General features: G+C 74.4%; 15 protein-coding genes. 6 read left to right on the top strand and 9 right to left on the bottom strand.

All coding sequences use genetic code 11. The features are described from left to right. Window positions 1-429 precede the first annotated feature (429 nt). Complete coding sequence (locus tag ACZ3IG_RS19715; protein ID WP_467433536.1) at window positions 430-1,689, top strand: MFS transporter; 1,260 nt, start codon at window positions 430-432, stop codon at window positions 1,687-1,689. Here the strand turns inward: ACZ3IG_RS19715 and ACZ3IG_RS19710 are convergent. Beyond that, window positions 1,600-2,649: a GlxA family transcriptional regulator gene (locus ACZ3IG_RS19710; RefSeq protein ID WP_467433533.1), complete on the bottom strand. Its 1,050-nt coding sequence runs from the start codon at window positions 2,647-2,649 to the stop codon at window positions 1,600-1,602. The genes ACZ3IG_RS19715 and ACZ3IG_RS19710 overlap by 90 nt on opposite strands. A gap of 72 nt (window positions 2,650-2,721) precedes the next feature. Here ACZ3IG_RS19710 and ACZ3IG_RS19705 point away from each other — a divergent pair, with 72 nt between their 5' ends. Further along, window positions 2,722-4,050 carry an MFS transporter gene (locus tag ACZ3IG_RS19705; RefSeq protein WP_467433532.1) on the top strand — a complete coding sequence of 443 codons (1,329 nt, stop codon included), beginning with the start codon at window positions 2,722-2,724 and terminating at the stop codon, window positions 4,048-4,050. 40 nt (window positions 4,051-4,090) lie between these two features. On the opposite strand, the gene ACZ3IG_RS19700 is transcribed toward ACZ3IG_RS19705, so the two are convergent. Next, on the bottom strand, window positions 4,091-5,704 hold the full coding sequence (locus ACZ3IG_RS19700; protein WP_467433711.1) for a subtype B tannase: 1,614 nt from the start codon (window positions 5,702-5,704) through the stop codon (window positions 4,091-4,093). A 1,033-nt stretch (window positions 5,705-6,737) separates the two neighbouring features. Continuing rightward, on the bottom strand, window positions 6,738-7,355 hold the full coding sequence (locus ACZ3IG_RS19695) for a TetR/AcrR family transcriptional regulator (RefSeq protein ID WP_467433530.1): 618 nt from the start codon (window positions 7,353-7,355) through the stop codon (window positions 6,738-6,740). A gap of 107 nt (window positions 7,356-7,462) precedes the next feature. On the opposite strand from ACZ3IG_RS19695, the gene ACZ3IG_RS19690 reads away from it, so the two are divergent. Continuing rightward, the gene (locus ACZ3IG_RS19690; RefSeq protein WP_467433529.1) at window positions 7,463-8,428 is read left to right on the top strand and encodes an amidohydrolase family protein; all 966 of its coding nucleotides are present in this window, start codon (window positions 7,463-7,465) and stop codon (window positions 8,426-8,428) included. A gap of 593 nt (window positions 8,429-9,021) precedes the next feature. Here ACZ3IG_RS19690 and ACZ3IG_RS19685 read toward each other — a convergent pair. The 3 genes from ACZ3IG_RS19685 to ACZ3IG_RS19675 all read right to left on the bottom strand — a co-directional run bounded on the left by ACZ3IG_RS19685 (window position 9,022) and on the right by ACZ3IG_RS19675 (window position 10,873). After that, on the bottom strand, window positions 9,022-9,687 hold the full coding sequence (locus ACZ3IG_RS19685; protein ID WP_467433528.1) for a pyridoxine/pyridoxamine 5'-phosphate oxidase: 666 nt from the start codon (window positions 9,685-9,687) through the stop codon (window positions 9,022-9,024). Beyond that, complete coding sequence (locus ACZ3IG_RS19680) at window positions 9,688-10,113, bottom strand: pyridoxamine 5'-phosphate oxidase family protein (RefSeq protein ID WP_467433525.1); 426 nt, start codon at window positions 10,111-10,113, stop codon at window positions 9,688-9,690. It abuts the gene before it with no gap. 112 nt (window positions 10,114-10,225) lie between these two features. Then, window positions 10,226-10,873 (bottom strand): TetR family transcriptional regulator, encoded by a 648-nt coding sequence (locus ACZ3IG_RS19675; RefSeq protein WP_467433523.1) that lies wholly within the window; start codon window positions 10,871-10,873, stop codon window positions 10,226-10,228. A gap of 123 nt (window positions 10,874-10,996) precedes the next feature. Between ACZ3IG_RS19675 and kbpA the strand changes: the two genes are divergently transcribed. Then, window positions 10,997-11,749, top strand: a complete 753-nt coding sequence (gene kbpA, locus ACZ3IG_RS19670) for an AfsK-binding protein KbpA (RefSeq protein WP_467433521.1) — start codon at window positions 10,997-10,999, stop codon at window positions 11,747-11,749. 182 nt (window positions 11,750-11,931) lie between these two features. Beyond that, on the top strand, window positions 11,932-14,340 hold the full coding sequence (gene afsK / locus ACZ3IG_RS19665) for a protein serine/threonine kinase AfsK (RefSeq protein WP_467433520.1): 2,409 nt from the start codon (window positions 11,932-11,934) through the stop codon (window positions 14,338-14,340). A 165-nt stretch (window positions 14,341-14,505) separates the two neighbouring features. Here afsK and ACZ3IG_RS19660 read toward each other — a convergent pair whose 3' ends face one another. Both ACZ3IG_RS19660 and afsR read right to left on the bottom strand, forming a co-directional pair. After that, the gene (locus ACZ3IG_RS19660) at window positions 14,506-14,688 is read right to left on the bottom strand and encodes a hypothetical protein (protein ID WP_467433517.1); all 183 of its coding nucleotides are present in this window, start codon (window positions 14,686-14,688) and stop codon (window positions 14,506-14,508) included. A gap of 214 nt (window positions 14,689-14,902) precedes the next feature. Continuing rightward, a complete protein-coding gene (afsR, locus tag ACZ3IG_RS19655) occupies window positions 14,903-17,899 on the bottom strand; it encodes an SARP-family global regulator AfsR (protein WP_467433515.1) in 2,997 nt (998 codons plus the stop codon). 250 nt (window positions 17,900-18,149) lie between these two features. Between afsR and ACZ3IG_RS19650 the strand changes: the two genes are divergently transcribed. Further along, window positions 18,150-19,061 carry an endonuclease/exonuclease/phosphatase family protein gene (locus ACZ3IG_RS19650; protein ID WP_467433513.1) on the top strand — a complete coding sequence of 304 codons (912 nt, stop codon included), beginning with the start codon at window positions 18,150-18,152 and terminating at the stop codon, window positions 19,059-19,061. A gap of 4 nt (window positions 19,062-19,065) precedes the next feature. On the opposite strand, the gene ACZ3IG_RS19645 is transcribed toward ACZ3IG_RS19650, so the two are convergent. Next, entirely contained in the window at window positions 19,066-20,571 is a 1,506-nt protein-coding gene (locus ACZ3IG_RS19645) for a CehA/McbA family metallohydrolase (RefSeq protein WP_467433511.1), read from the bottom strand. Window positions 20,572-20,642: the final 71 nt, after the last annotated feature.

Below are 20,642 nucleotides of genomic sequence, written 5' to 3'. Positions count from 1 at the left end.
AGCCCCGCAGTAGGGGTGCGCCCCGTTGCGCCCGGCCGTGCTCCCGTGCGCTTGAGGAGCGAAACGGGATGTATCCACGCGAACGCCGCCCCGGAATGTTGACGGTATGTGACCGCGCGTTCACCCTGGTGGTCAGCGATTCGCCGCGAGGGGACGGCGAGGGCCCCCCGGCGGGAGTCCTCGGCGAGCGTGGGTCGTGACGCGACGGCGATCCCCTCGCGGCTCCGGGGCCGAGGCGGACCGTCGGGTCGGGCGGCGGTGCGCGGGCGTGGTCTCGGGGTGGGGGCGCCGCACCGCCGCCCGGTCGCGGACGGCCCCCCGGTAGTTGTCCACAGGCTGTGGAGAAAAAGTGGGGGCGGAAGGACCGCGTTGTCCACAGGTCCGGAAATCGGCTGGGGCGTTGTCGGACCCCGGCCCTACCGTCCTGGCATGACCTACCGCGATGTGGCCACCCGGCCGGTGCTGATCTGGGCCTGCACCGCTCTCGGCGCCCGTATGCCGGTGGCCATGGCGCCGCTGGCCCTGGTCTTCCTGGTCCGGGACCGCCCGGGAGGCTACGCGCTGGGCGCGGTCCTGGCCTCGGTGTACGTCATCGGGGAGATCGTCGGGGCTCCGCTGCTCGGCCTGCGGCTGCGGCCCGACCGGGCCCGGCGGCACCTGGCGGCGGGCCTGTTGGCCGGCGCCGCAGGTTTCGCGGGGCTCGGGGTGCTGCCGCAGGCGCCCGCCGCGCCGCTCGCCGCCTTCGCGTTCCTCGCCGGGGCCGCGCCCGCCGCCGCGGCCGGCGGACTGCGCACCCTGCTCACCGCACTGGTCCCGGAGCGGGCCGTCGCCCAGGCGCTCTCCGTCGAGTCGATGCTGATGTCCGGCGTGTGGGCCATCTCCCCGGCGGCCGTCACCGCCCTCGCCCTCGGCGTCGCCCCGCACGTCCCGCTGCTGCTCGCGGCCGGTTCGATGGCCGTCTCCGTCGCCGGGCTGCGGCTGCTGCCCGCCGGCTGGGGCGGCAAGGACACCGGCACCGCCGGGTCGGACCGCGAACCGGCGTGGCGCGTCCTGACCGCCGCCTGGCCGGTGTACGTCACGGGCGCGGCCGGTCTCACCCTCCTCGGCCTCGCCGAGATCGTCCTGCCGGCGCTGCTGGAACAGCGCGGCGTGGGCGTCGGCTGGGCCGGTCCGCTGCTCATGGGCATGGCGGTCGGATCGGGCGCCGGCGCCTTCCTGTACGGGCTGCGCTCCTGGCCGGGGCGGCTGCGCGACCGCAGCGCGGTGCTGCTGTGCGGGACGGCGGCGTGTGTGGTGGGGGTGGCGCTGATACCCGGCCCGGCCGCGATCGCGACGGGCCTGGTCCTCGGCGGCACGCTCCAGTCCTGCGCGCTGCTCACCCGCAACCTCGCCCTGCGCGAGGCCCTGCCACCGGGCGCCCTGGCCGCCGGGTACGCGGTGATGTACGCCGCCGCGGGCGCCGGGTACGCGGCGACGGGCGGCCTCGCCGGTGTCCTGCTGGAGGTGGCCGCCCCGTCCACCGCGATCCTGGCCGGCGTCGGGCTGACCCTCGTCCTCACGGCCGTGGGCTGGTGGGGAGAGGTCCGGCGGGACGCCCGTTCAGCGGGCCGCGGCCCGCTCGCGCGGCCCGGACCCGCTGCGGAACGTCCGCCGGTACGCGGTCGGGGTGACCCCGAGCGTCGCCTGTAGGTGCTGCCGCATCGACTGGGCCGTGCCGAACCCGGCCTCCCGGGCCACCTGGTCCACCGACAGACCGGTCGACTCCAGCAGGTGCCGGGCCCGGTCGACGCGCTGGCGGGTCAGCCACTGGCCAGGACTGACCCCGACCTCCTCGCGGAACCGGCGGGTGAACGTCCGGACCGACATGGCCTCCCGCTCCGCCATGTCCCGCAGCTGGATCGGCTCGTGCAGCCGGTCCAGGGCCCAGGCGCGGGCGGCGGTGGTGGACGCCTGCTGCGGATCGGGCACCGGCCGCTCGATGTACTGCGCCTGCCCGCCGTCGCGGTGCGGCGGCACCACGGTCCGCCGGGCCACGTCGTTGGCGACGGCGGCGCCGTGGTCGCGGCGTACGAGGTGCACGCACAGGTCGATGCCGGCCGCGACCCCGGCCGAGGTCAGCACGTCGCCGTCGTCGACGAACAGCACGTCCGGGTCGACCCGCACCTCGGGGAACAGCCGCTGGAAGTGCTCGGCCGACGCCCAGTGGGTGGTCGCCGGGCGGCCGTCGAGACAACCGGCGGCGGCGAGGACGTAGCCGCCCGTGCAGATGGCGACCAGCCGGGTGCCGGGGCGGATCAGGGCGAAGGCGGCGGCCAGTTCAGCGGTCAGCACACCCTCCTCGTAGACCGGGCCCAGCTCGTAGGAGGCGGGCACGACGACCGTGTCGGCGGTGGCCAGGGCCTCCGGTCCGTGCGCCACGAGGATCTCGAAGTCGGCGTCGGTGAGGACCGGGCCGGGCGGCCGGACCGAGCAGGTGACGACCTCGTACAGCGCGCGGCCGTCGGTGTCCCGGCCCTCGGTGCCGCCGCCCGCGACGCCCCGGGCGCGGCCGAAGATGCGCTGGGGGATGCCCAGTTCGAAGGGGAGCACGCCGTCCAGGGCGAGGACGACGACCCGGTGCGGGCGGCTCGGCGGCCGGTCGGACGTCATGGCCCGATCCTAGCGAACCATGTCCCTCGGGCCACTCGATCCGGCCCCGTCCCATGACGCACTCTGCATGACGTGACCCAGACAACCGACGCCGACGCCGCAGCAGCCGCCGTACCGGGGACCGGGGCCGCCCCGCCCCGCCGCCGGGTGCACCGTGCCTGGTTCGTCGCCGCCGTCACCTTCGTGACAATCGTCGGCGCCGCCGCCTTCCGCTCCGTGCCCGGCATCCTCATCGACCCGCTGCACCAGGAATTCGGCTGGTCCCGCGGCACGATCGGCGCCGCCGTCTCCGTCAACCTCGCGCTCTACGGCCTGACCGCCCCGTTCGCCGCGGCGCTCATGGACCGCTTCGGCATCCGGCGGGTGGTCGCCGTCGCCCTGACGGTGATCGCGCTCGGCTCCGGACTGACCGTCTGGATGCAGTCGGCCTGGCAACTCCTGCTCTGCTGGGGCCTGCTGGTCGGCCTCGGCTCCGGCTCGATGGCGCTGGCCTTCGCCGCCACCGTCACCAACCGCTGGTTCACCACCCGGCGCGGCCTGGTCAGCGGCATCCTCACCGCCGCCTCCGCCTCCGGACAGCTGATCTTCCTGCCGCTGCTGTCCTGGATCGTCGAGCACCACGACTGGCGCCCGGCCGCCGTCACCGTCGCCCTCGCCGCCCTCGCCGTCGTCCCCTTCGTCTGGCTGCTGCTCCACGACCACCCGGCCGACCTCGGGCAGAAGCCGTACGGCGCCGAGGAGTTCGTACCCAAGCCCGCGCCCGTCACCGGGGCCGCGCGCCGCGCCCTCGCCGTCCTCTTCTCCGCCGCGCGCACCGGCCCGTTCTGGCTGCTGGCCGGCACCTTCGCGATCTGCGGCGCCTCCACCAACGGCCTGGTGCAGACCCACTTCGTGCCCGCCGCGCACGACCACGGCATGCCGGTGACGGCGGCCGCTTCGCTGCTCGCCGTCATCGGCGTCTTCGACGTGGTCGGCACCATCGCCTCCGGCTGGTTCACCGACCGCTTCGAGGCCCGCCGTCTGCTCGCCGTCTACTACGCCCTGCGCGGCGTCTCCCTCCTCTTCCTCCCGATGCTCCTCGCCCCCGCCGTCCACCCCCCGATGATCTTCTTCATCGTCTTCTACGGCCTCGACTGGGTCGCCACCGTCCCGCCCACCCTCGCCCTGTGCCGGGAGCGGTTCGGCGACGACAGCGCCATCGTCTTCGGCTGGGTCCTCGCCTCCCACCAGGTCGGTGCCGCCCTGGTCGCCTTCCTCGGCGGCGTCGCCCGCGACGCCTTCGGCTCCTACGACGTGGTCTGGTACGCCTCCGGGGCGCTGTGCGCGGCGGCGGCCCTGATGGCCCTGGTGATCCGCCGCCGCCCGGCCGACGCGGGCGGGCCCGCCCCCGTACTGCCGTAGGGGCGGGCCGGTCACGTGCTGCCGGTCGTCGGTCAGGCGGTCAGGCGGCCTTGTACCCGGCCGTCCTGGCGATCCACGCGATGAAGTCGCCGGCGTCCTCGTTGGCGCCGTGGCCCGCGTCCCAGTAGTAGAGGTGGCTGACCTCGTCGCCCAACTGGTGCGCGGCGGCGGCCAGGTTGGCGGAGACAGCGTGCGAGGTGTCGGAGTCGGCCGCGCCGAGGCGGATCCACCAGTGCTTGGAGCGACCGGCGTTGACCTTGTCGACCAGGTGGTACATCGGGTTCATCAGCCGCAGCTTCTCGGGGATGTCGCTCGCCAGGCGGGCGCTGCTCCCCTTGTCCTCGCGCAGGCTGTAGAGGGTGAAGTGGCGGTACTGCTCGGTGCCCTTGCCGAACTCGTTGTTGATGTCCCCGGCCATCGCGTCGGAGGAGTCGGTGGGGAAGGCGAACAGGTCGAAGGCGGGGGCGTCCTTCTTCCGGGCGCCGACGTGGGTGAGGTAGTCGGCCCAGGTGAAGGTGGCGTTCTTCCCGTCCCAGGTGATGAAGGTGTTCTTCGCCAGGTACGTCTCGCGGTCCGCGTCCGAGAGGGCCGCGAGGTACTTGGCGGCCGACGGCCGCATGTACGTCGTGAGCAGGTACTCGTCGTAGTTGCGGGCGGTGAGCGTGCCGAAGCCGCCCAGGCCGCGCAGCTTCAGGCCGGCCTGGTACTCGGCGAACTGGGACTTCAGCTCCTTCGACACGGTCTGGTCGACCTGCTCGCCGGTGCTGAGCTTGTTGGTGCCCCAGTTCCACTCGTAGGCGCCGTCGGCGTGCTCCAGGTCGGTGATCGGGCACCAGGCGCCGGTCGCGAAGATCGCGTCGGAGGCGTCGGCGGCACCGATCTCCTTGAGGTACTTCTCGTAGACCGGGCTGTCGCCGGACGCGCCGAGCAGCGCGGACAGGGCGCCGCCGGCGCTGGTGCCGGTGGAGAAGATCCGGTCCACGTTGCCGGGGACCCGGCCCTTGTTGGCGCGCAGGTAGCGGACGGCGGCCTTGAGGTCGACGATGGCGGCGGGGGCGGTGCCGTAGTACTCGCCCGCGGAGTTCTTCAGGGTGCGGCCACGGGCGCCCGGCTCCACGACCACGTACCCGGCCGCCAGGCCCAGCTGCGGCAGGCTGACCATTTTGCCGCCGCTGAGCTGGGCGGAGCTGCCGGACTCGGTGCCGCTGGAGGAGGAGGCCGACGCGGAGGGGGCGGCCGAGGCGGACGCGGCGCCGCTCGGGGCGGCCCCGCCGCCGCCCATGCCGCCGCCGCCCACGCCGGTGGCCTCGGCGACCGACGAGGGCATGTAGCCGCCGACGGAGTTCGCGAAGAGGATCGGGGCGCCGGTCGCGTCGACGGTCTTGCCGTCGATCTTCACGGGGAGGCTGATGTTCAGGCTCTGGTACGTCTCGTCGACCGGCTTGGCGACGTAGGTGATCGCCTTCCAGAAGCGGTACGTCACCTCGTGCTCGTCGCCGGCGGCGTCCGTGACGGTCGTGGTCAGCGTGGTGTAGGCGTCCTCGTCGAAGACCAGGGCGCCGGACGCGGAGGAGCCGCCCTTTTTGCTCTCGGCCTGCGCGCTGAGGGCGATGCCGCCCACCGCGGCGACGCCGGCGGTCACGCCGATCCCCATCACGACGCTCCTGCGCTTGACTGCCCTGTGCTTCACGGTGACGCCCTCCTGGGTCTGTACGGGCTTGCGTCTGTGAACGTAAGTCAAGTGCCGACAAGATTGCCAACAATCTGTGCGCGAACCGGCCGATTCACGGGGAACGCACAGTTTCACGGGTGACTCACAGGGGAGCACGGGCGTGATCGTGTGGCCGGTGCACATATCGCGGTGACCGTGTGGACGTACCGGTGTGGAATGACCGCATGTCCCGAACGGCGTCAGGCGGCTGCTGGTCTGCGACACCTCGACGGTGCTCCGGACCGCCGCTCAGGTCCCGGAGTTCACTGTCGCGATCGTCGTGGTGAACTCCACGGTCTACGGCGGCAGCGACGGCTCCGTCGCCACGTACTCCGCGTACTGCGCCGGCGGCAACGAGACCGGGCGCGACCACCACCCGCCCGATGAGCCGGCCGAGCCGGACGCCACGTTGAACACCGACCGCGCCACCCTGGAACGGGGCTGGGCGGTCGCCCTGCCCGCGATGCCCAACCCGACTGCGCGACGGTGGACACCCGGCCGAGCGCGGTCCCCGCCGGAACGGTCGGCTGCGTCGAGGGCGCGCACTACTGCCATTGCCGCTGCTTCCGGCCCGAACGCAACCGCAGAGTGCGGGAGTTGAGCAACCCGTCCTGCCAGGTGTGCCGTCAGCGATCCGGGCCCGGACGAAGGTGGCCAAGAACGTCTGCGCCCTGACTCCGGGCCCGGACGCCGTCCACCGGTATGACGGCTCCGAACTTTCCTGGACCCGGATCGGCGACGCCGCGCACTCCGTCGTCGCCGGCGGCGTGTGGCGGTACCCCGGTTCGCCGCGCCCCGCGCACACCCACCGCGTCCGGTCACGAAACGGCGCGGAGGCGCGCGCCGCGGAGTCCGTGCCGCGCCGTCGGCCGCCGCGGCGACAGCGGGCGGATCCGTCCAGGTCCACCGGCGCCTGTGCTCGTCGGCGCCGGCCTCGGACGCCGGCTCGGGCCCGGGGCCGGACCCGCAGGCTTGGTCACCCGGCGTCGGAGGCGCGGTCGCGCAGCAGGCGCAGTGCGGCGTCCAGGGACCGCGCCAGCCTCTCGACCGACCGGGACGCCTGCATCAGCACGAGGCCCCCTTGCACGACGGACAGGACGGACGCCGCGAGCGGTCGCACATCCGTGTCCGGCGCCAGGTCTCCGTTGCGACGCATGGTGTCGATCCCGCGTTCGAATGCGTCGGTCCAGGCGTCGAACCCGGCCTCGATCAGGTGCGCGGCGACCGGATCGCTCTCCGCCATCTGCGCGACCAGCGAACCCAGGGGGCACCCCCCGGCCCCGCCGCGAGCCGTATGCACCGCGAGCAGATGGGTGCGCCACCGCTGCCAGGACTCCCAGGAGTTCAGCGCGTCGAGCTCGGGCCCCTGGTCGTCCAGGGCCTGTCGCGCCTGCCGTTCCACGACGGCTCTCAGCAGCTCGGTCCGTCCGCCGGGGAAGTAGTGGGCGATCTGACCGTGGCTCGTGGAGCTGGCCGCCCGCACGTCATTGATCCCGACCGATGTGAGACCGCGCTCGTAGATCAGTTTCGCGGCCGCGTCGATGATGCGGGCCCGAGTGGCGGCCCCCTTCGCCGTCCATCCTTCCGAGGCCATGCGGCGCCACCTCCCATGGTCAGCGTGACGAATTTTCTGGTGTTGCCTCACCAGAATCATAGGCGTAGCTTTCTGGGTAGCTTGACCCAGAACTGAGAGGGGCGGTTATGCCCAAGATCGACGTGCACACGCACTTCCTGCCGGAGCCCTACATCGAGACCCTGGTCCGGCACGACATCAACTGGACAGGTGGAGTCGACCTCGCCCCATGGACCCCGGAAGCCCACCTCCGGTTCATGGACGACTGGGGAATCGATGTCGGGGTGCTGTCCTGCCTGGCCGAGACCGGGGTCTACTTCGGGGACCAGCGGGAAGCCAGCGAACTGGCGCGGAACGTCAACGACATCGGCGCCGACGTCGTGCGGCGGCACCCGGAGCGGTTCGGCGTGTTCGGCGCGGTTCCACTGCCGGACGTGGACGCCGCGCTGGCCGAGCTGGACCACATCTACGACGACCTCGGCCTCGACGGGGTGTACCTGGTGTCCCAGGTGGACGGGACCTATGTGGGGGACCCGAAGTGGGAGCCGGTGTACGAGGCGCTCGACAACCGGGGGGCCACCGTCCTCCTCCACCCCGTGGAACCGAAGCAGACACCGGACCTGCCCTGGCAGCACTGGATCGGCGAATACGTCTTCGACACCACACGCGTCTTCATGACCCTCGTCTTCAACGGTGTGCTGGACCGCTACCCCCGGATCAACTGGATCCTCTCGCACGGCGGCGGCACCGTGCCCTACCTCAGCCACCGGCTCGCCGCCGCACCCCGGGTCGTCGAGGCCTACCGCGAGCTCGTTCGCCGTCCGATCCCGGAATACCTGCGCTCGGTGTACTACGACGTGGCGGTGGCCGACTCCCAGGTCCAGATCAACACCATGGCCGACGCCGTCGGCACGGACCGGATGCTCTTCGGCACCGACTGGATCTACGCCGACAAACTGTTCGACCACGCGCGGACCGGAGAGCACGACCTGACGCACCTGCTCGGCGCCCACGCCGCGCGACGCGTCGCGAGCGACAACGCGCTGCGCATCCTCCCCCGCCTCGCGGAACGCCTCGACGCCGGCCAGAGCTGACCCCGGGTCACGGCATCCCGCGCGGATCCGCCACCCGCACCCTCGCCCGGACCGGGGCTGCCGGTCCTCCGACGCCGGCGCGTCCGTCCGCCGGAAGCGAGGGAGCGGACTTAGCGGGGCCGGGCAGGCTGGAAGCTCCCGGCCCCGCCCCCGGGCACGTCGACGGCGAGTCGCCCACGAGAAGTCCCCCGCTGCTCGGGACTCTTCCCCACGACAGGAGGCCCCCTCCATGACCCCGGACCGCACGATCACGCTTCGTGGGCGTCGCACACCAGCGGTACGCCCGATCCTGACAGCGCTCTACGCGGTAGCGGCGGTCGTGGGCGCGGCCCTCGGTACGACCGCGGCCGCTCGGGGCGCCGCTCTCCTCTCGGCGTTCGCCTGCGCGGCACGCCTCGCCCTGGCCGGCCGACGCCCACGCCGCTCGCGCGGTCCGCGAGAGGCCGGGGCCGGCGGCGCGTACCGGGAACGGCCGTCTCGCCCGCTACGGTCATGGGAGCCGTCGGGGCCGCCGGAGTCACCGGAGCCCCCAGAGCCCCCGGAGCCGTCGGGGTCACCGCGGCCGTCGGAGTCGCCGGAGCCGGCCTGAGGGGTCAGGGCCACAGCAAGCCCCTGCTCCAGCCCTCCCCCGACCGCCGGTAGGCCAGCCGTACGTGGCGGCGGTGCGGGTCGCCCTGGAAGAACTCCACCTCGTCGGGGTCCAGCCGGTACAGGGTCCAGGTCGGCGCCGGGGTGTCCGGGGCCCGGCGGGCCCGGTCCCAGGCCGTCGCCGACGCGTGGGCCAGGTCGTCGAGCGAGGCCAGCGGCTCGCTCTGCCGGCCGGTGAGGGCGGCGGCCAGCGCTCCCGTCGAGCGGGCGTGCAGATCGGCCTGGGCCTGTCCGGGCGGCGCGGCGGTGACCGGGCCGCGCACCCGCACCTGGCGGCCGAGGACCGGCCAGTAGAAGGCGAGGGCCGCGTCCGGGCGGGCGGCGAGGTGGCCGCCCTTGCGGCTGCCGGAGTGCGTGGCGAAGGACCAGCCGTCGGCGTCCGCGCCGTGCAGCATCACGATCCGCACGTCCGGCCGGCCCGCCGCGTCCGCCGTCGCCAGCGACACGGTGTGCGGCTCGCGCTCCCCGGCCGCCACCGCCTCGGCGAACCACCGCGTGAACAGCGGCAGCGGCTCGGCGGGCGCGGCGTCCGGGTCGAACGGCGGCAGCTCGGTCACCGCCGGGTCCCAGACCCGCAGCGACCGCAGCAGCGCGTGCGTGTCCGTTTCCACTCAGACCGAGCCGAGGTCGGACGACACCCACCGCTCGGGCCGCAGGTGGACGATCAGCTGCTCCCCGTGGTTCGCCCAGGCGAACTCGACGTAGCCGTCGACCTTCTCGGCCGGCAGGTAGCGGGCCGCGACCTCCCGGAGCCGCTCACGGGTGGCGGGTTCCGTCCCGACGACCGGCCCCTCCACCGAGACGTACCGGATGGTGGGTTCCACCCGGTCGACCAGCAGCGAGAACCGACCGGCCGCCTTGATCAGCTCGTACTTGCGCGACGTGGTCCCGGTCATGATCCATACGTCGCCGCCGGGCGCGTACTGGTACCAGATGGGCACGGTCAGCGGGGCCCGCCCCGCGCCCGCGTCGACCGCCAGCGCGGCGATGTGCGGTTCGGCCAGGAACTGTTCACGCTCGGCACGGGTCAGGGTCATGTCGGTCTCCTCCAGAGACAAGGGAGATGCCGGTTCCAGTCTGCCGGAAACGGCGCACGGCGGCCCACCGGAGTGGACCGCCGTGCGCCGGACAGGGACAAGTGCAGGAAGGTTACTTCGCCGGCTTCTTGCCGGTGATGCCCAGATGGACCAGCAGCGCCAGGCTCGGCTTCAGCTCCGCCTGCTTCACGCCCCAGGAGGAGACGCCCTTCTGGTGAGAGGCCACGGCCGCCAGCATCGCGACCAGGGAACCGGCGATCGCGGCAGGGTTCACGTCCTTGCCGACCTTGCCCTTGGCCTGCAACTCGGCGACGGACTCCGCCAGCGAGCCGTTCACCGAGCTGAGGATCTTCGTGCGCAGCTTGTTGAAGCGCTTGTCGCCCTCGGCGGCAGCGAGGTCGACGACCCGGAGGATGGCGTCGTTCTTCCGCCAGAACTCCAGGAATCCGTCGACGAGTTCCTGCGCGGTCTGCCAGCCGGCCCGGCCCGTCCACGAGCGGCCCTCGGCCAGCGCGGTCAACCCGGAGGCGTCGGCGGCCGTTTGCTCGGCGATCTCCAGGACGGCGCCCTCGACGTCCGGGAAGTACTGGTAGAAGGTCGCGGGCGACGTGCCCGCCCTGCGGGCGACATCGATGACTTTGACGTCGCGGTACGGGGAGGAGCTGAGCATCTCGCTGAGGCAGTCGAGCAGCTTCTGCCGGGTCGCCTGCCCTCGCCGGCCGGCCACCCGCCCGTCGACGGTACGCACTTGTCCTGTCATGCCCGTCAGCTTACCGAGGGGTGATCAGGGCGCGATTCGGCCGACTGCAAATGGGGTGCGGGGGTGCCGGGGGACAGGTGTGCCTGGTCTGCGCGGTGCGCGCGACGCGGTTACTTTGGCGGCATGGCCGAAAATAAGGCATCCGCGCGCGCCGGGGATCACGCCGAGGAGTACACCGAGGGCACCCCCTGCTGGGTGGACGCCCAGCTCCCCGACGTGGCGGCGGGCAAGCGGTTCTACGGCGGGCTCTTCGGGTGGGAGTTCGCGGACGCGGGGGCGGCGGACCGCCCGGTGTGGGCCCGGCTGCGCGGCGCCCCCGTCGCCGCGCTCACGCCCAAGACCGACGGACGGATGCCCACCGTGTGGACGGTCCACTTCGCCACCGCCGACGCCCGTGCCCTGGCCCGCCGGATCGAGGCGGACGGCGGACAGCTCCTCACCCCGCCCCGCCCGGACGACGGCCTCGGCACCACCGCCCTGGCCGCCGACCCGCAGGGTGCCGTCTTCGGCCTCTGGCAGCCGGGCCGCCACGCCGGTTTCGGCAGGCGGCACGAGCCGGGCACCTTCACCTGGGCCGAGCTGTACACCCGGGACACCGAGGCCGCCGACGCCTTCTACGGCGACCTGTTCCACGACGCCCTCTTCGGTCCAGGCGCCGAACCCGACTTCGGCCGGGCGCCGCTGACCGGCGTCTTCCCCGCCGAGATGCCGTCGCACTTCCTCGTCCACTTCCTCGTCGGCGACTGCGAGGCGGCCCTCGGCACGGTGGTCCGGCTCGGCGGACGGGTCCAGGTTCCGCCATTCGAGACGTCCTACGGCGGCGTCGCGGTGGTCACCGACGACCAGGGAGCCTCGTTCGCGCTGCTGCAACGCTGACCCGGTGGCGGAATTTGCCCGGGATTGCCGTGAGACACCCTGATTGGCCGTGGGTTCGCCACCAAGGCTTCGGACAGGAAGAATCGGGGTGCGTGCCGCCGCGGCGGTGTGGTGGTGAGACGCTGCACTTCGGTCGCGTACATATGTGGGTGGCGCGGCTCGTACGGGGAGGTGGCAGGCAAGTGGTGGATCAGCTGACGCAGCACGATCCGCGGCGGATCGGGCCGTTCGAGGTGCTGGGGCGGCTCGGGGCCGGCGGCATGGGGCTGGTCTATCTCGCGCGCTCGGCTTCGGGGCGGCGCGTGGCGATCAAGACCGTGCGGACGGAGCTGGCCGAGGACCAGCTGTTCCGGGTCCGCTTCACCCGCGAGGTCGAGGCGGCCCGCGCGGTGTCCGGGTTCTACACGGCGGCCGTGGTCGACGCGGACCCGCGGGCCGCGGTGCCGTGGCTGGCGACCGCGTACGTGCCGGCGCCCTCGCTGGAAGAGATAGTGAACGAGTGCGGGCCGCTGCCGGCCCAGGCGGTGCGCTGGCTGGCGGCGGGGGTGGCCGAGGCCCTCCAGTCGATCCACGGCGCCGGGCTCGTCCACCGCGACCTCAAGCCCTCCAACGTCCTCGTCGTCGAGGACGGCCCCCGGGTGATCGACTTCGGGATCGCCTCCGGTGTCTCCAACACCCGGCTGACCATGACCAACGTCGCCGTCGGCACCCCCGCCTACATGTCCCCGGAGCAGGCCAAGGACTCGCGCAGCGTCACCGGCGCCAGCGATGTCTTCTCCCTCGGCTCCACCCTGGTCTTCGCCGCCACCGGGCACGCCCCCTACCACGGCGCCAACCCGGTCGAGACGGTCTTCATGCTGCTGCGCGAGGGCCCCGACCTGGACGGGCTGCCCGAGGAACTGCGCCCGCTGATCGAGTCCTGCATGCAGATGGAGGCGCACGGCCGCCCCAGCCCCGCCGACCTCCAGTCCCAGCTCGCCCCGCACCTGTTCGGCTCCGGCTCCGACGACAGCGGTACGGCGTCGGCGTGGCTGCCCGAGCGGGCGGTGAGCCTGATCGAGTCCCGCCGCGGCGGCCGGCCCGCGATCCGCCCCGCGGCCACCGCGGCACGGCCCGCCCCCGCCGCCCGGGTCCCGGCCCCCGTCCCGCCCCCGCCCGCGCACGACCCTGTCGTCCCCGGCCGGCCCGTGCCCGTCCCGGCCGTCCCCGCCCCCGCGGGCGCCCCCGACACCGGCCCGGTGCGGCTGGCCGGCGCGGCCGTGCCCATCGGCCCCGGCCCCCGGGTCGCCGACACCCGCGCCGCCGTGGTCAAGGCGCCGCCCCCGGAGGCCGCCCTGTCCGGTCACTGGGCCAAGCCCCGCCCCGGCGCGGGCGGCGCCGACCCCGTCGTACCCGCCGTACCGCCCGCCCCCGCGGCGCCCCCCGGCGCACCGCCCACCGCGCCGCCGGACCCGGCGGCCTCCGGCTGGCGGCCCTGGCGGTTCCGGATGTCCAACGACGTCTGGGGCACCCCGTCCGTCGCCGGCGACCTGGTCTACGTCACCTCCTTCGAGGTGCACGCCCTGGACGTGGCCACCGGCCGCCGCCGCTTCAAGACCCGGGACGTGGCCTGGTCGAAGGCGGTCGCCGACGGCCGTATCCACGCCTCCGACGGACCCACCCTGTACGCCCTGGACGCCCGGGAGGGCGCCGACCTGTGGCGGATCCAGACGGACGCCTGGGTGTACTCCCTCAAGGCCGAGCGGGGCACTGTCGTCACCGGCACCCGGGGCGGCGGCGTCCAGGCGTGGGAGGCCGCCACCGGACGGAAACTGTGGGAATCCGGCGGCTGCCAGACCGACTTCGAGTCCCCGGAGGCGGGCCCGGCCCTGCACGACGGCACGGTCTACGTCTGGCAGAACGCCCGGCTGCGCGCCCTGGACGCCCGCACCGGCGACGAGCGCTGGTCGTACCCGATCGGCGACGCCGCCTCCTGCGGCGGGGTGCCGGTACGGGTGGGCCGGGCGCCGGACGGCTGCGTGTACGTCTGCGCCGGTACGCGGGTCCTCGCCCTGGACGTGGCGACCGGCCACGTCCGCTGGCACTTCGAGGCCCCGGCGGTCTTCCTCTCCCCGCCGGCCTTCGTGCCCGGCCCGGCCGTCACCGGCGGCGGTGTCTACCTCGCCGACTACCTCGGCACGGTGTACGCCCTGGACGCCGCCGACGGCCGCGACCGCTGGCGGATCGCGACCGAGGCCCGCAGCGCCACCGAGCCGGTGCTGGTCGCCGCGGGCCACGTCCATGTCGGCAGCGGCAAGGGCCTCTACACGCTGGACGCCGTCACCGGCACGCCCAAGTGGCGGTTCCAGGCGGGCGGCGACATCGTGGGCGCCCCGGCGGTGGCCGAGGGCCGCATCCACTTCGGCTCCACCGACCACCTCCTCTACACGCTGAAGGCGGACGACGGCCGGCTGCGCTGGAAACTGGCGACCGGCGGCGAGATCACCGGCACCCCGGTGGTGCGGGACGGCATCGTCTACGCCTGCAGCAAGGACCGGTGCGTGTACGCGCTGGACGCGGAGAAGGGGACGGGGACGGCGCGGAGCGCTTGAGTGTCTGCGCGCCTGGGCGGTACCTGGGCGGTGCCTGAGCGCGAGACCACCGGCCGCCGGGCCGGGACGCGCGGCGGCCGCGGCGGCTCCCCCTCCGTGCCGCCGCGGCCGTTCCCCTGCGCGGGTCTGGGTCAGATCCCGTACGGGTCCCCGTGCGGGCCCGTGTCAGACCTGCTCACCGGTGGCGTGGTTGTCCAGCGGCGCCACGGTGCCGCCCGTCGCGTGGTTGTCCAGCGCGACGGCCTCCCCGCCCGTGGCGTGGTTGTCCTGCGTGGTGGCCTCGGTCTCGGTACCCGTGGCGTGGTTGTCGAGCGGCTTGACCACGAGGTCCTTCTCGGCATCGGCCATGACCTGAACTCCTGTCCATCGATCGGCGAAGCCCGTCCGGCGGCTCCCCCGAGACCGCCGGACGGGCATGTCAGGGTCGTTCACCCTAGCGGCGACGATCACCGCTGATCCGTCTGCCCCCCGACGCGACGGACCGACTACCCGAGCGTGCCGCCGGGCGATAAACGAACGATGAACGCCGCCCCGCCGCCCCGCCGCCCCGCCGCCTCGCCGCTCAGGCGACGGCGGCCGGGCTGAGCAGCAGGCGCACGTCGGCGGCCTCCGGTGAGCCCAGCCGGTCGAAGGTGGTGAGGGCCTCCTGCCAGCAGGCCCGGGCCCGGCCGGTCTGGCCCAGCGCGTCGAGGGCGCGGCCCAGCACGGTCAGCACGTTGCCGCGCCGCCACTCGCCGCCGATGCCGCGCAGCACGGCCAGCGCCTGCTCCGCCAGGGCGGCGGCGCCCGCCGGCTCCCGGCCCGCCAGCCGCGCCTCCGCGAGCCGGAACAGGGTCATGCCCTCCCAGAGCCGCTGCCGGCTGTCGCGGAAGACCACCAGCGCCTCGTTCAGCCGCTCGACGGCGTCGTCCAGGCGGCCCTGCCCGGTGAGCGCCAGCCCCAGGGCGTAGCGGCCGTTGGCGCCGCGCAGGGCGTGCCCGAGCCGGTCGTAGATGGCGATGCCCCGCCGGGCCAGCTCGACCGCACTGGTCACCCGCCCCATGGCCAGGTGGATGCGGGAGAGGTTGCACAGGGCGCTGGCCTCCCCGGCGAGGTTCTCGTCCGCGCGGAAACTCTCGATGGCCTGCCGCAGATACCCCTCGCCCTCGGCGTTGCGCCCCTCGTACAGCGCGATGATGCCCCGGTCGTTGGCGGCCCAGCAGTGCGGTGCCGGGTCCCCGGCGGTCCGGGCCAGCTCCATGGCCAGCCGGGCCTGCTCGTCCGCCTCGCGGAAGCGGCCGGCCACCAGGTGGACGTTGGTCAGCGTGGTCAGCGCCCGGCTCAGCACACCGGGGTCGCCCGCCCGCTGCGCCGCGGCCCGCAGGGCCAGCGCGACCACCTCGTACTGCTTGGCGTTGGCGCCGGACTCGGCCAGGTCCTTGGCCGCCCACAGCAGATCCACGGCCCGCGCCAGGGAGGGCCCGCGCGCGCTCTGCTGCACGCAGGCCAGCAGCACGTGCGCCTCGGCGTACAGCCAGTCCTGGGCCGCGTGCCGGTCGGGGAAGGCCAGCCCCGGGTACGTGGTCGGCGTCAGGTGGTCCACCAGCCGGTCGCCGGGCCGCTCGATCGCGTAGACGCCGGCCGCCGTCGCCAGGTAGAAGTCCAGCAGCCGGGAGAGGGCCGCCGCCCGCTCGCCCGGCGTCCGCTCGTCGCGCTCGGCGCACGCACGCGCGTAGAGCCGCACCAGATCGTGGTACCGGTAGCGGCCCGGCGCCGCCGACTCCAGCAGCGAGGTGTCGACGAGCGACTCCAGCAGGTCCTCGGTCTCCCCGACGGGCAGGTCCAGTACGGCCGCGGCCGCCGCCAGGGAGATGTCCGGCCCGTCCGCCAGCCCCAGCAGCCGGAACGCCCGCGCCTGGTCCGGCTCCAGCTGGCCGTACCCCAGCTCGAAGGTGGCCTTCACGGCGAGGTCGCCGGCCCGCAGTTCGTCCAGCCGGCTGCGCTCGTCGGCGAGTTTGGCCGCCAGCACCGCGACCGCCCAGGTGCGGCGGGCGGCCAGCCGGGAGGCGGCGACCCGGATCGCCAGCGGCAGGAAGCCGCACGCCGCCACCACGTCCAGCGCGGCCTCGCGCTCCGCGGCCACCCGCTCCTCGCCCACGATCCGGGTGAACAGCGCCAGCGCCTCCTCCGGCGCCATGACGTCCAGGTCGACCAGGTGCGCCCCGGCCAGCCCCGCCAGCCGCACCCGGGACGTCACCAGCGCCGCACAGCCCGCCCCGCCCGGCAGCAGCGGACGTACCTGGGCGGCGTCCCGGGCGTTGTCCAGCAGGACCAGCACCCGGCGGCCGTCCAGCACCGAGCGGTACAGCGCCGCCCGTTCCTGGAGCGAGTCGGGAACGGCCGAGTCCGCGGTGCCCAGCGCCCGCAGGAAGGCGCCCAGCACCGTCTCCGGCTCGGCCGGCCGCGCCCCGGTCCCCTGGAGGTCGACGTACAACTGCCCGTCGGGGAACGCCGGCCGGGCCTGATGCGCGACGTGCACCGCCAGCGTGGTCTTGCCGACGCCGCCGATCCCGGCGACGGCCGACAGCGCCATCACCCGGCTCCCGTCCCCGGACGCCGCGCCCAGCACCTCGCTCAGTTCCCGTACGAAGGCGGCCCGGCCGGTGAAGTCCGGCACCGTCGCCGGGAGCTGGGCCGGGCGGAGGGGGGCCGGCACGGGCCGCTCGACCGGTCCGGGGGGCTCCGCCAGGTCCGGGTCGGCCCGCAGGACCCGCCGCTGGAGCTCCTGTAGCTCCGGGCACGGGTCGACGCCCAGCTCCTCCGCCAGCAGACGGCGGGTGTCGGCGTAGACCGCGAGTGCCTCGGCCTGCCGCCCGCTGCGGTACAGCGCCAGCATCAGCAGCTCGCGCAGCCGTTCGCGCAGCGGGTGGGCGGCGGTCAGCGCGGTCAGCTCCGAGACGGCCTCCGCGTGACAGCCCTGCTCCAGGTCCATGTCCAGCCGCGTCTCCAGGAGTTGCAGCCGCCACTCCTCCAGCCGGACCCGCTGCGCCCGCGCGTGCGGGCCCGGTACGCCGGCCAGCGCCTCGCCGTCCCACAGCGCCAGCGCGCGCCGGAGCGCCTGACGGGCGTGGCCCAGGTCGCCGGCGCCGCGCGCCTTCTCCGCCTCGGCCGCCAGGTCCCGCGCCGCGGAGAGGTCCAGCGCCCCGTCGTCCGGGCCGCGTACCGAGTACCCGCCCGACTCGCTGACCAGCACCCCGGCGCCGAGGACCTTGCGCAGCCGGGACGCGTACGTGCGCAGCGCCGCCAGCGCCCGGGGTGGCGGCTGCTCGCCCCACAGGGCGTCGATCAGCTCCGCCGCCGTCGCCGTACGGCCCTCGCGCAGCAGCAGGACGGCGAGCAGGGCGCGTTGCTGGGGCGAGCCGGTGGCCAGCGGTTCGTCACCGCGCCAGGCGCGCACCGGACCGAGCACACCGAACCGCAGGGCGGCCGTCTCCGCAGGGAAAGCCGTCTCCGCCGGGGAAGCCCTCTCCGCCGGGGAAACCGACCGCCGCTGCCCCGGCACTCGCGGCACACCGTCCATCCAGTCCCCCTAGGTATCCCGAGCGATCCCGTCAGTCTGCCCTGTCCGTACCGTCCCCGTCAGCCGGGGGACGCGCGGATCACCGACGGCGCCACACCATGGCACCGAGCCCTCACACAGTCTCCGCAATCGTCCGTTCCGGCAACGAGAACTGACGGGGCGTCCGTTCCCGGAGCGTCGCCCGACGGTCATGTTCGCCGGACAGCCTCAGCGGGAAAGCGAGGATGTGCGAGAGACGGGTGATGCGGTCGTGCGGGTCGTGACCTGGAATCTGTGGTGGCGGTTCGGGCCCTGGGCACAACGGCAGAAGGCGGTCCTCGCCGTGCTGCGGGAGCTGCGCCCCGACGCGGTGGGCCTCCAGGAGGTGTGGGCGGCGGACGACGGCGGCAACCTCGCCGAGTGGCTGGCCGGGGAACTCGGCCTGCACTGGGCCTGGGCGGCCTACGGCGCCCCCGAGCGCTGGCAGCGGCGGATCGGCGACGACCGGGTCGTCATCGGCGCCGCGGTGCTCAGCCGCTGGCCCGTGCTGGAGCAGGCGGCGCTGCGGCTGCCGGCGCCCGCCGCGCTCGACGACGGGCGGATCGCGCTGCGCACCACCCTGGACGCCCCCGGCCACCCGGTCCCGTTCTGCACCGTCCACCTGACCTCTGCGCCGCACGCCTCGGCCGTACGCCACCACCAGGTCACCGCCCTCACCGACTTCGTCGACCGGCGCATCGACCGGCGCGTCGACCGGACCATCGGCCGGCCCGACGACCCCCACGACGACCGCCACGACGACCGCCACGACGGCCGGCCCGACGACCGTCACGACGGCCGGCGCACGCACCGGCACCGGCGTGGCAGCGCGTACCCGCCCGTCCTCACCGGGGACTTCAACGCCGGCCCCGGCACCGACGAGATCCGCCTCCTGACCACCCGGGGCTACACGGACGCCTGGGACCTGGCCGACCCGGCCGCCCCCTCCGCCACCCTGGACCCCGCCAACCCCCACATCACCGGCGACGGCCCGCCCCAGCGCGTCGACTACGTCCGCCCCGGCCCGCCCGGCCCCGGCGGACTGGGCCGGGTCCGGGCGGTGCGGCGCGCGGGCGACGCCCCGGTGGACGGCGTGTGGCCCTCGGACCACTTCGCGGTCGTGGCGGACCTGGAGGGCCCCTGAGCGGCTAACGCTCGCCGAGGAAGACGGGGTTGGTGAACGCCGCCAGCGCCCCCGGCAACGCCCCCGCCGCCACCTCGTGCCGCACCTCGGCCCGCACGTACGCCGCGTACGAGGCGGTCGTCCGCCACTCCACGACCCCCTCGCCCGACACCGGCAGCGGACCGCTGGTGTGCAGCACCCCCTGGTCGGTGACGAACCGGACGGTGCAGCGCGGGGCGCCGCTCACCGCCAGGCGGACGGTGACCGGGGTGTCGTCGGCCACGGACAGCCGCTCCCCGATCCCGGCATGCTCCCCGCGCCCGCCGGACGCGGTGAACGCCAGCGTGACCTTCGCGGACTCGGCGACGTAGGACCGCCCCGCGCGGATGCCCTCCTGGATCGCGCGCCGGGTGAGGTCGTCGGCGAGGACGACGGTCTGCGGCGTCCCGACCGGGTCCGGGTCGCGGTGCGCGTCACTGCTGCCCATCGCCGGGATCCAGACCCGCCCGTCCCGCACGGACGCGACCAGCATGCCGTCCCAGTCGGCCAGCGCCACCTCGTCCTCGGGCGAGTACGACCCGTTCCACACCTCGACCGCGTCCGCCTCGTCGAAGCCGAACTTCCAGTTGCAGCCGATGCAGGTGGCGTGCGGATGGGCCGGCACCACCAGGCCCCCGGCCCGCCGGATCTGCCGCGCGAAGCGCCCGAACCGGTTGTCGCGGGCCCGGTACCGCCAGTCCACGAACGTCCCCGGGTCGGTGCCGACCGCGACCACGTGCCCGTTCCGCGTCGTCACCTCTTCCCCCACCATCACCAGCAGGTCGTCCCCGGCCGCGTCCGCCCAGTGGGCGTGCGCGGAGTGCGTGTTGTGCTCGGAGGAGTTGATGAAGTCGAGGCCCGCCGCCCGCGCCAGCGCCGCGATCTCCGCCGGGGTGCGGCGCCCGTCGGAGTACCAGGAGTGCAGATGGCAGTCCCCCCGGTACCAGGCCCGCCCCCGCCCCTTCGCCCGCTCCGGCGGATACACCGGCCGCACGGCCTCGCCGGGCTCCCCGTGGGTCAGCGTCACCGTGATCTCGTACGACAGCCCCTGCGGGGCCACCGTGTACGGGCCGAGCGCGATGTGCCACGTCCCCGCCCGCACCGGCCCCGGGATGTACCCCGGGGTCGCCTCGTCGGTCCGGACGAAGAACTCCGTACGCGCCCCGCCCGACCAGCCCCGGAAGCCCCGGCCGCCCAGCCCGGTGCCGCGCTCGTCGAAGAGGCCGATGTCGAGCGCGTTGCCCGCGGTGCCGGACGGCACGGCGGGCCTGTCGTAGGAGTAGGAGACCCGGAACTCCCGGACGCCCGACGGTACTTCCACGGGTACGTACACGAAGTCCGGCGACCCGGTGGGCAGGGTGCCCCGGATCGTCTTGGTCTGCCGGCCGTCGGCCGCCGACGCGAAGCTCACGGTCGTGAGCGTGAGCGCGGCGGCGGCGCCCGTCACGAACACGGCGCGTCTGCCGATGCCGTCCTTGATGTCCTCGCACATGCTGCTGCTCCCAGGGGTGGTCCGACAGTCAGGGGTGGTGCGGGAAGTGACGCCTCAACGCTCGTATCAAC

The sequence above is a fragment of the Streptomyces sp. NPDC016677 genome (assembly GCF_055562815.1).
Note: the sequence above shows the minus strand (reverse complement) of the source record. Positions and strands in the feature narration are given on the sequence as shown.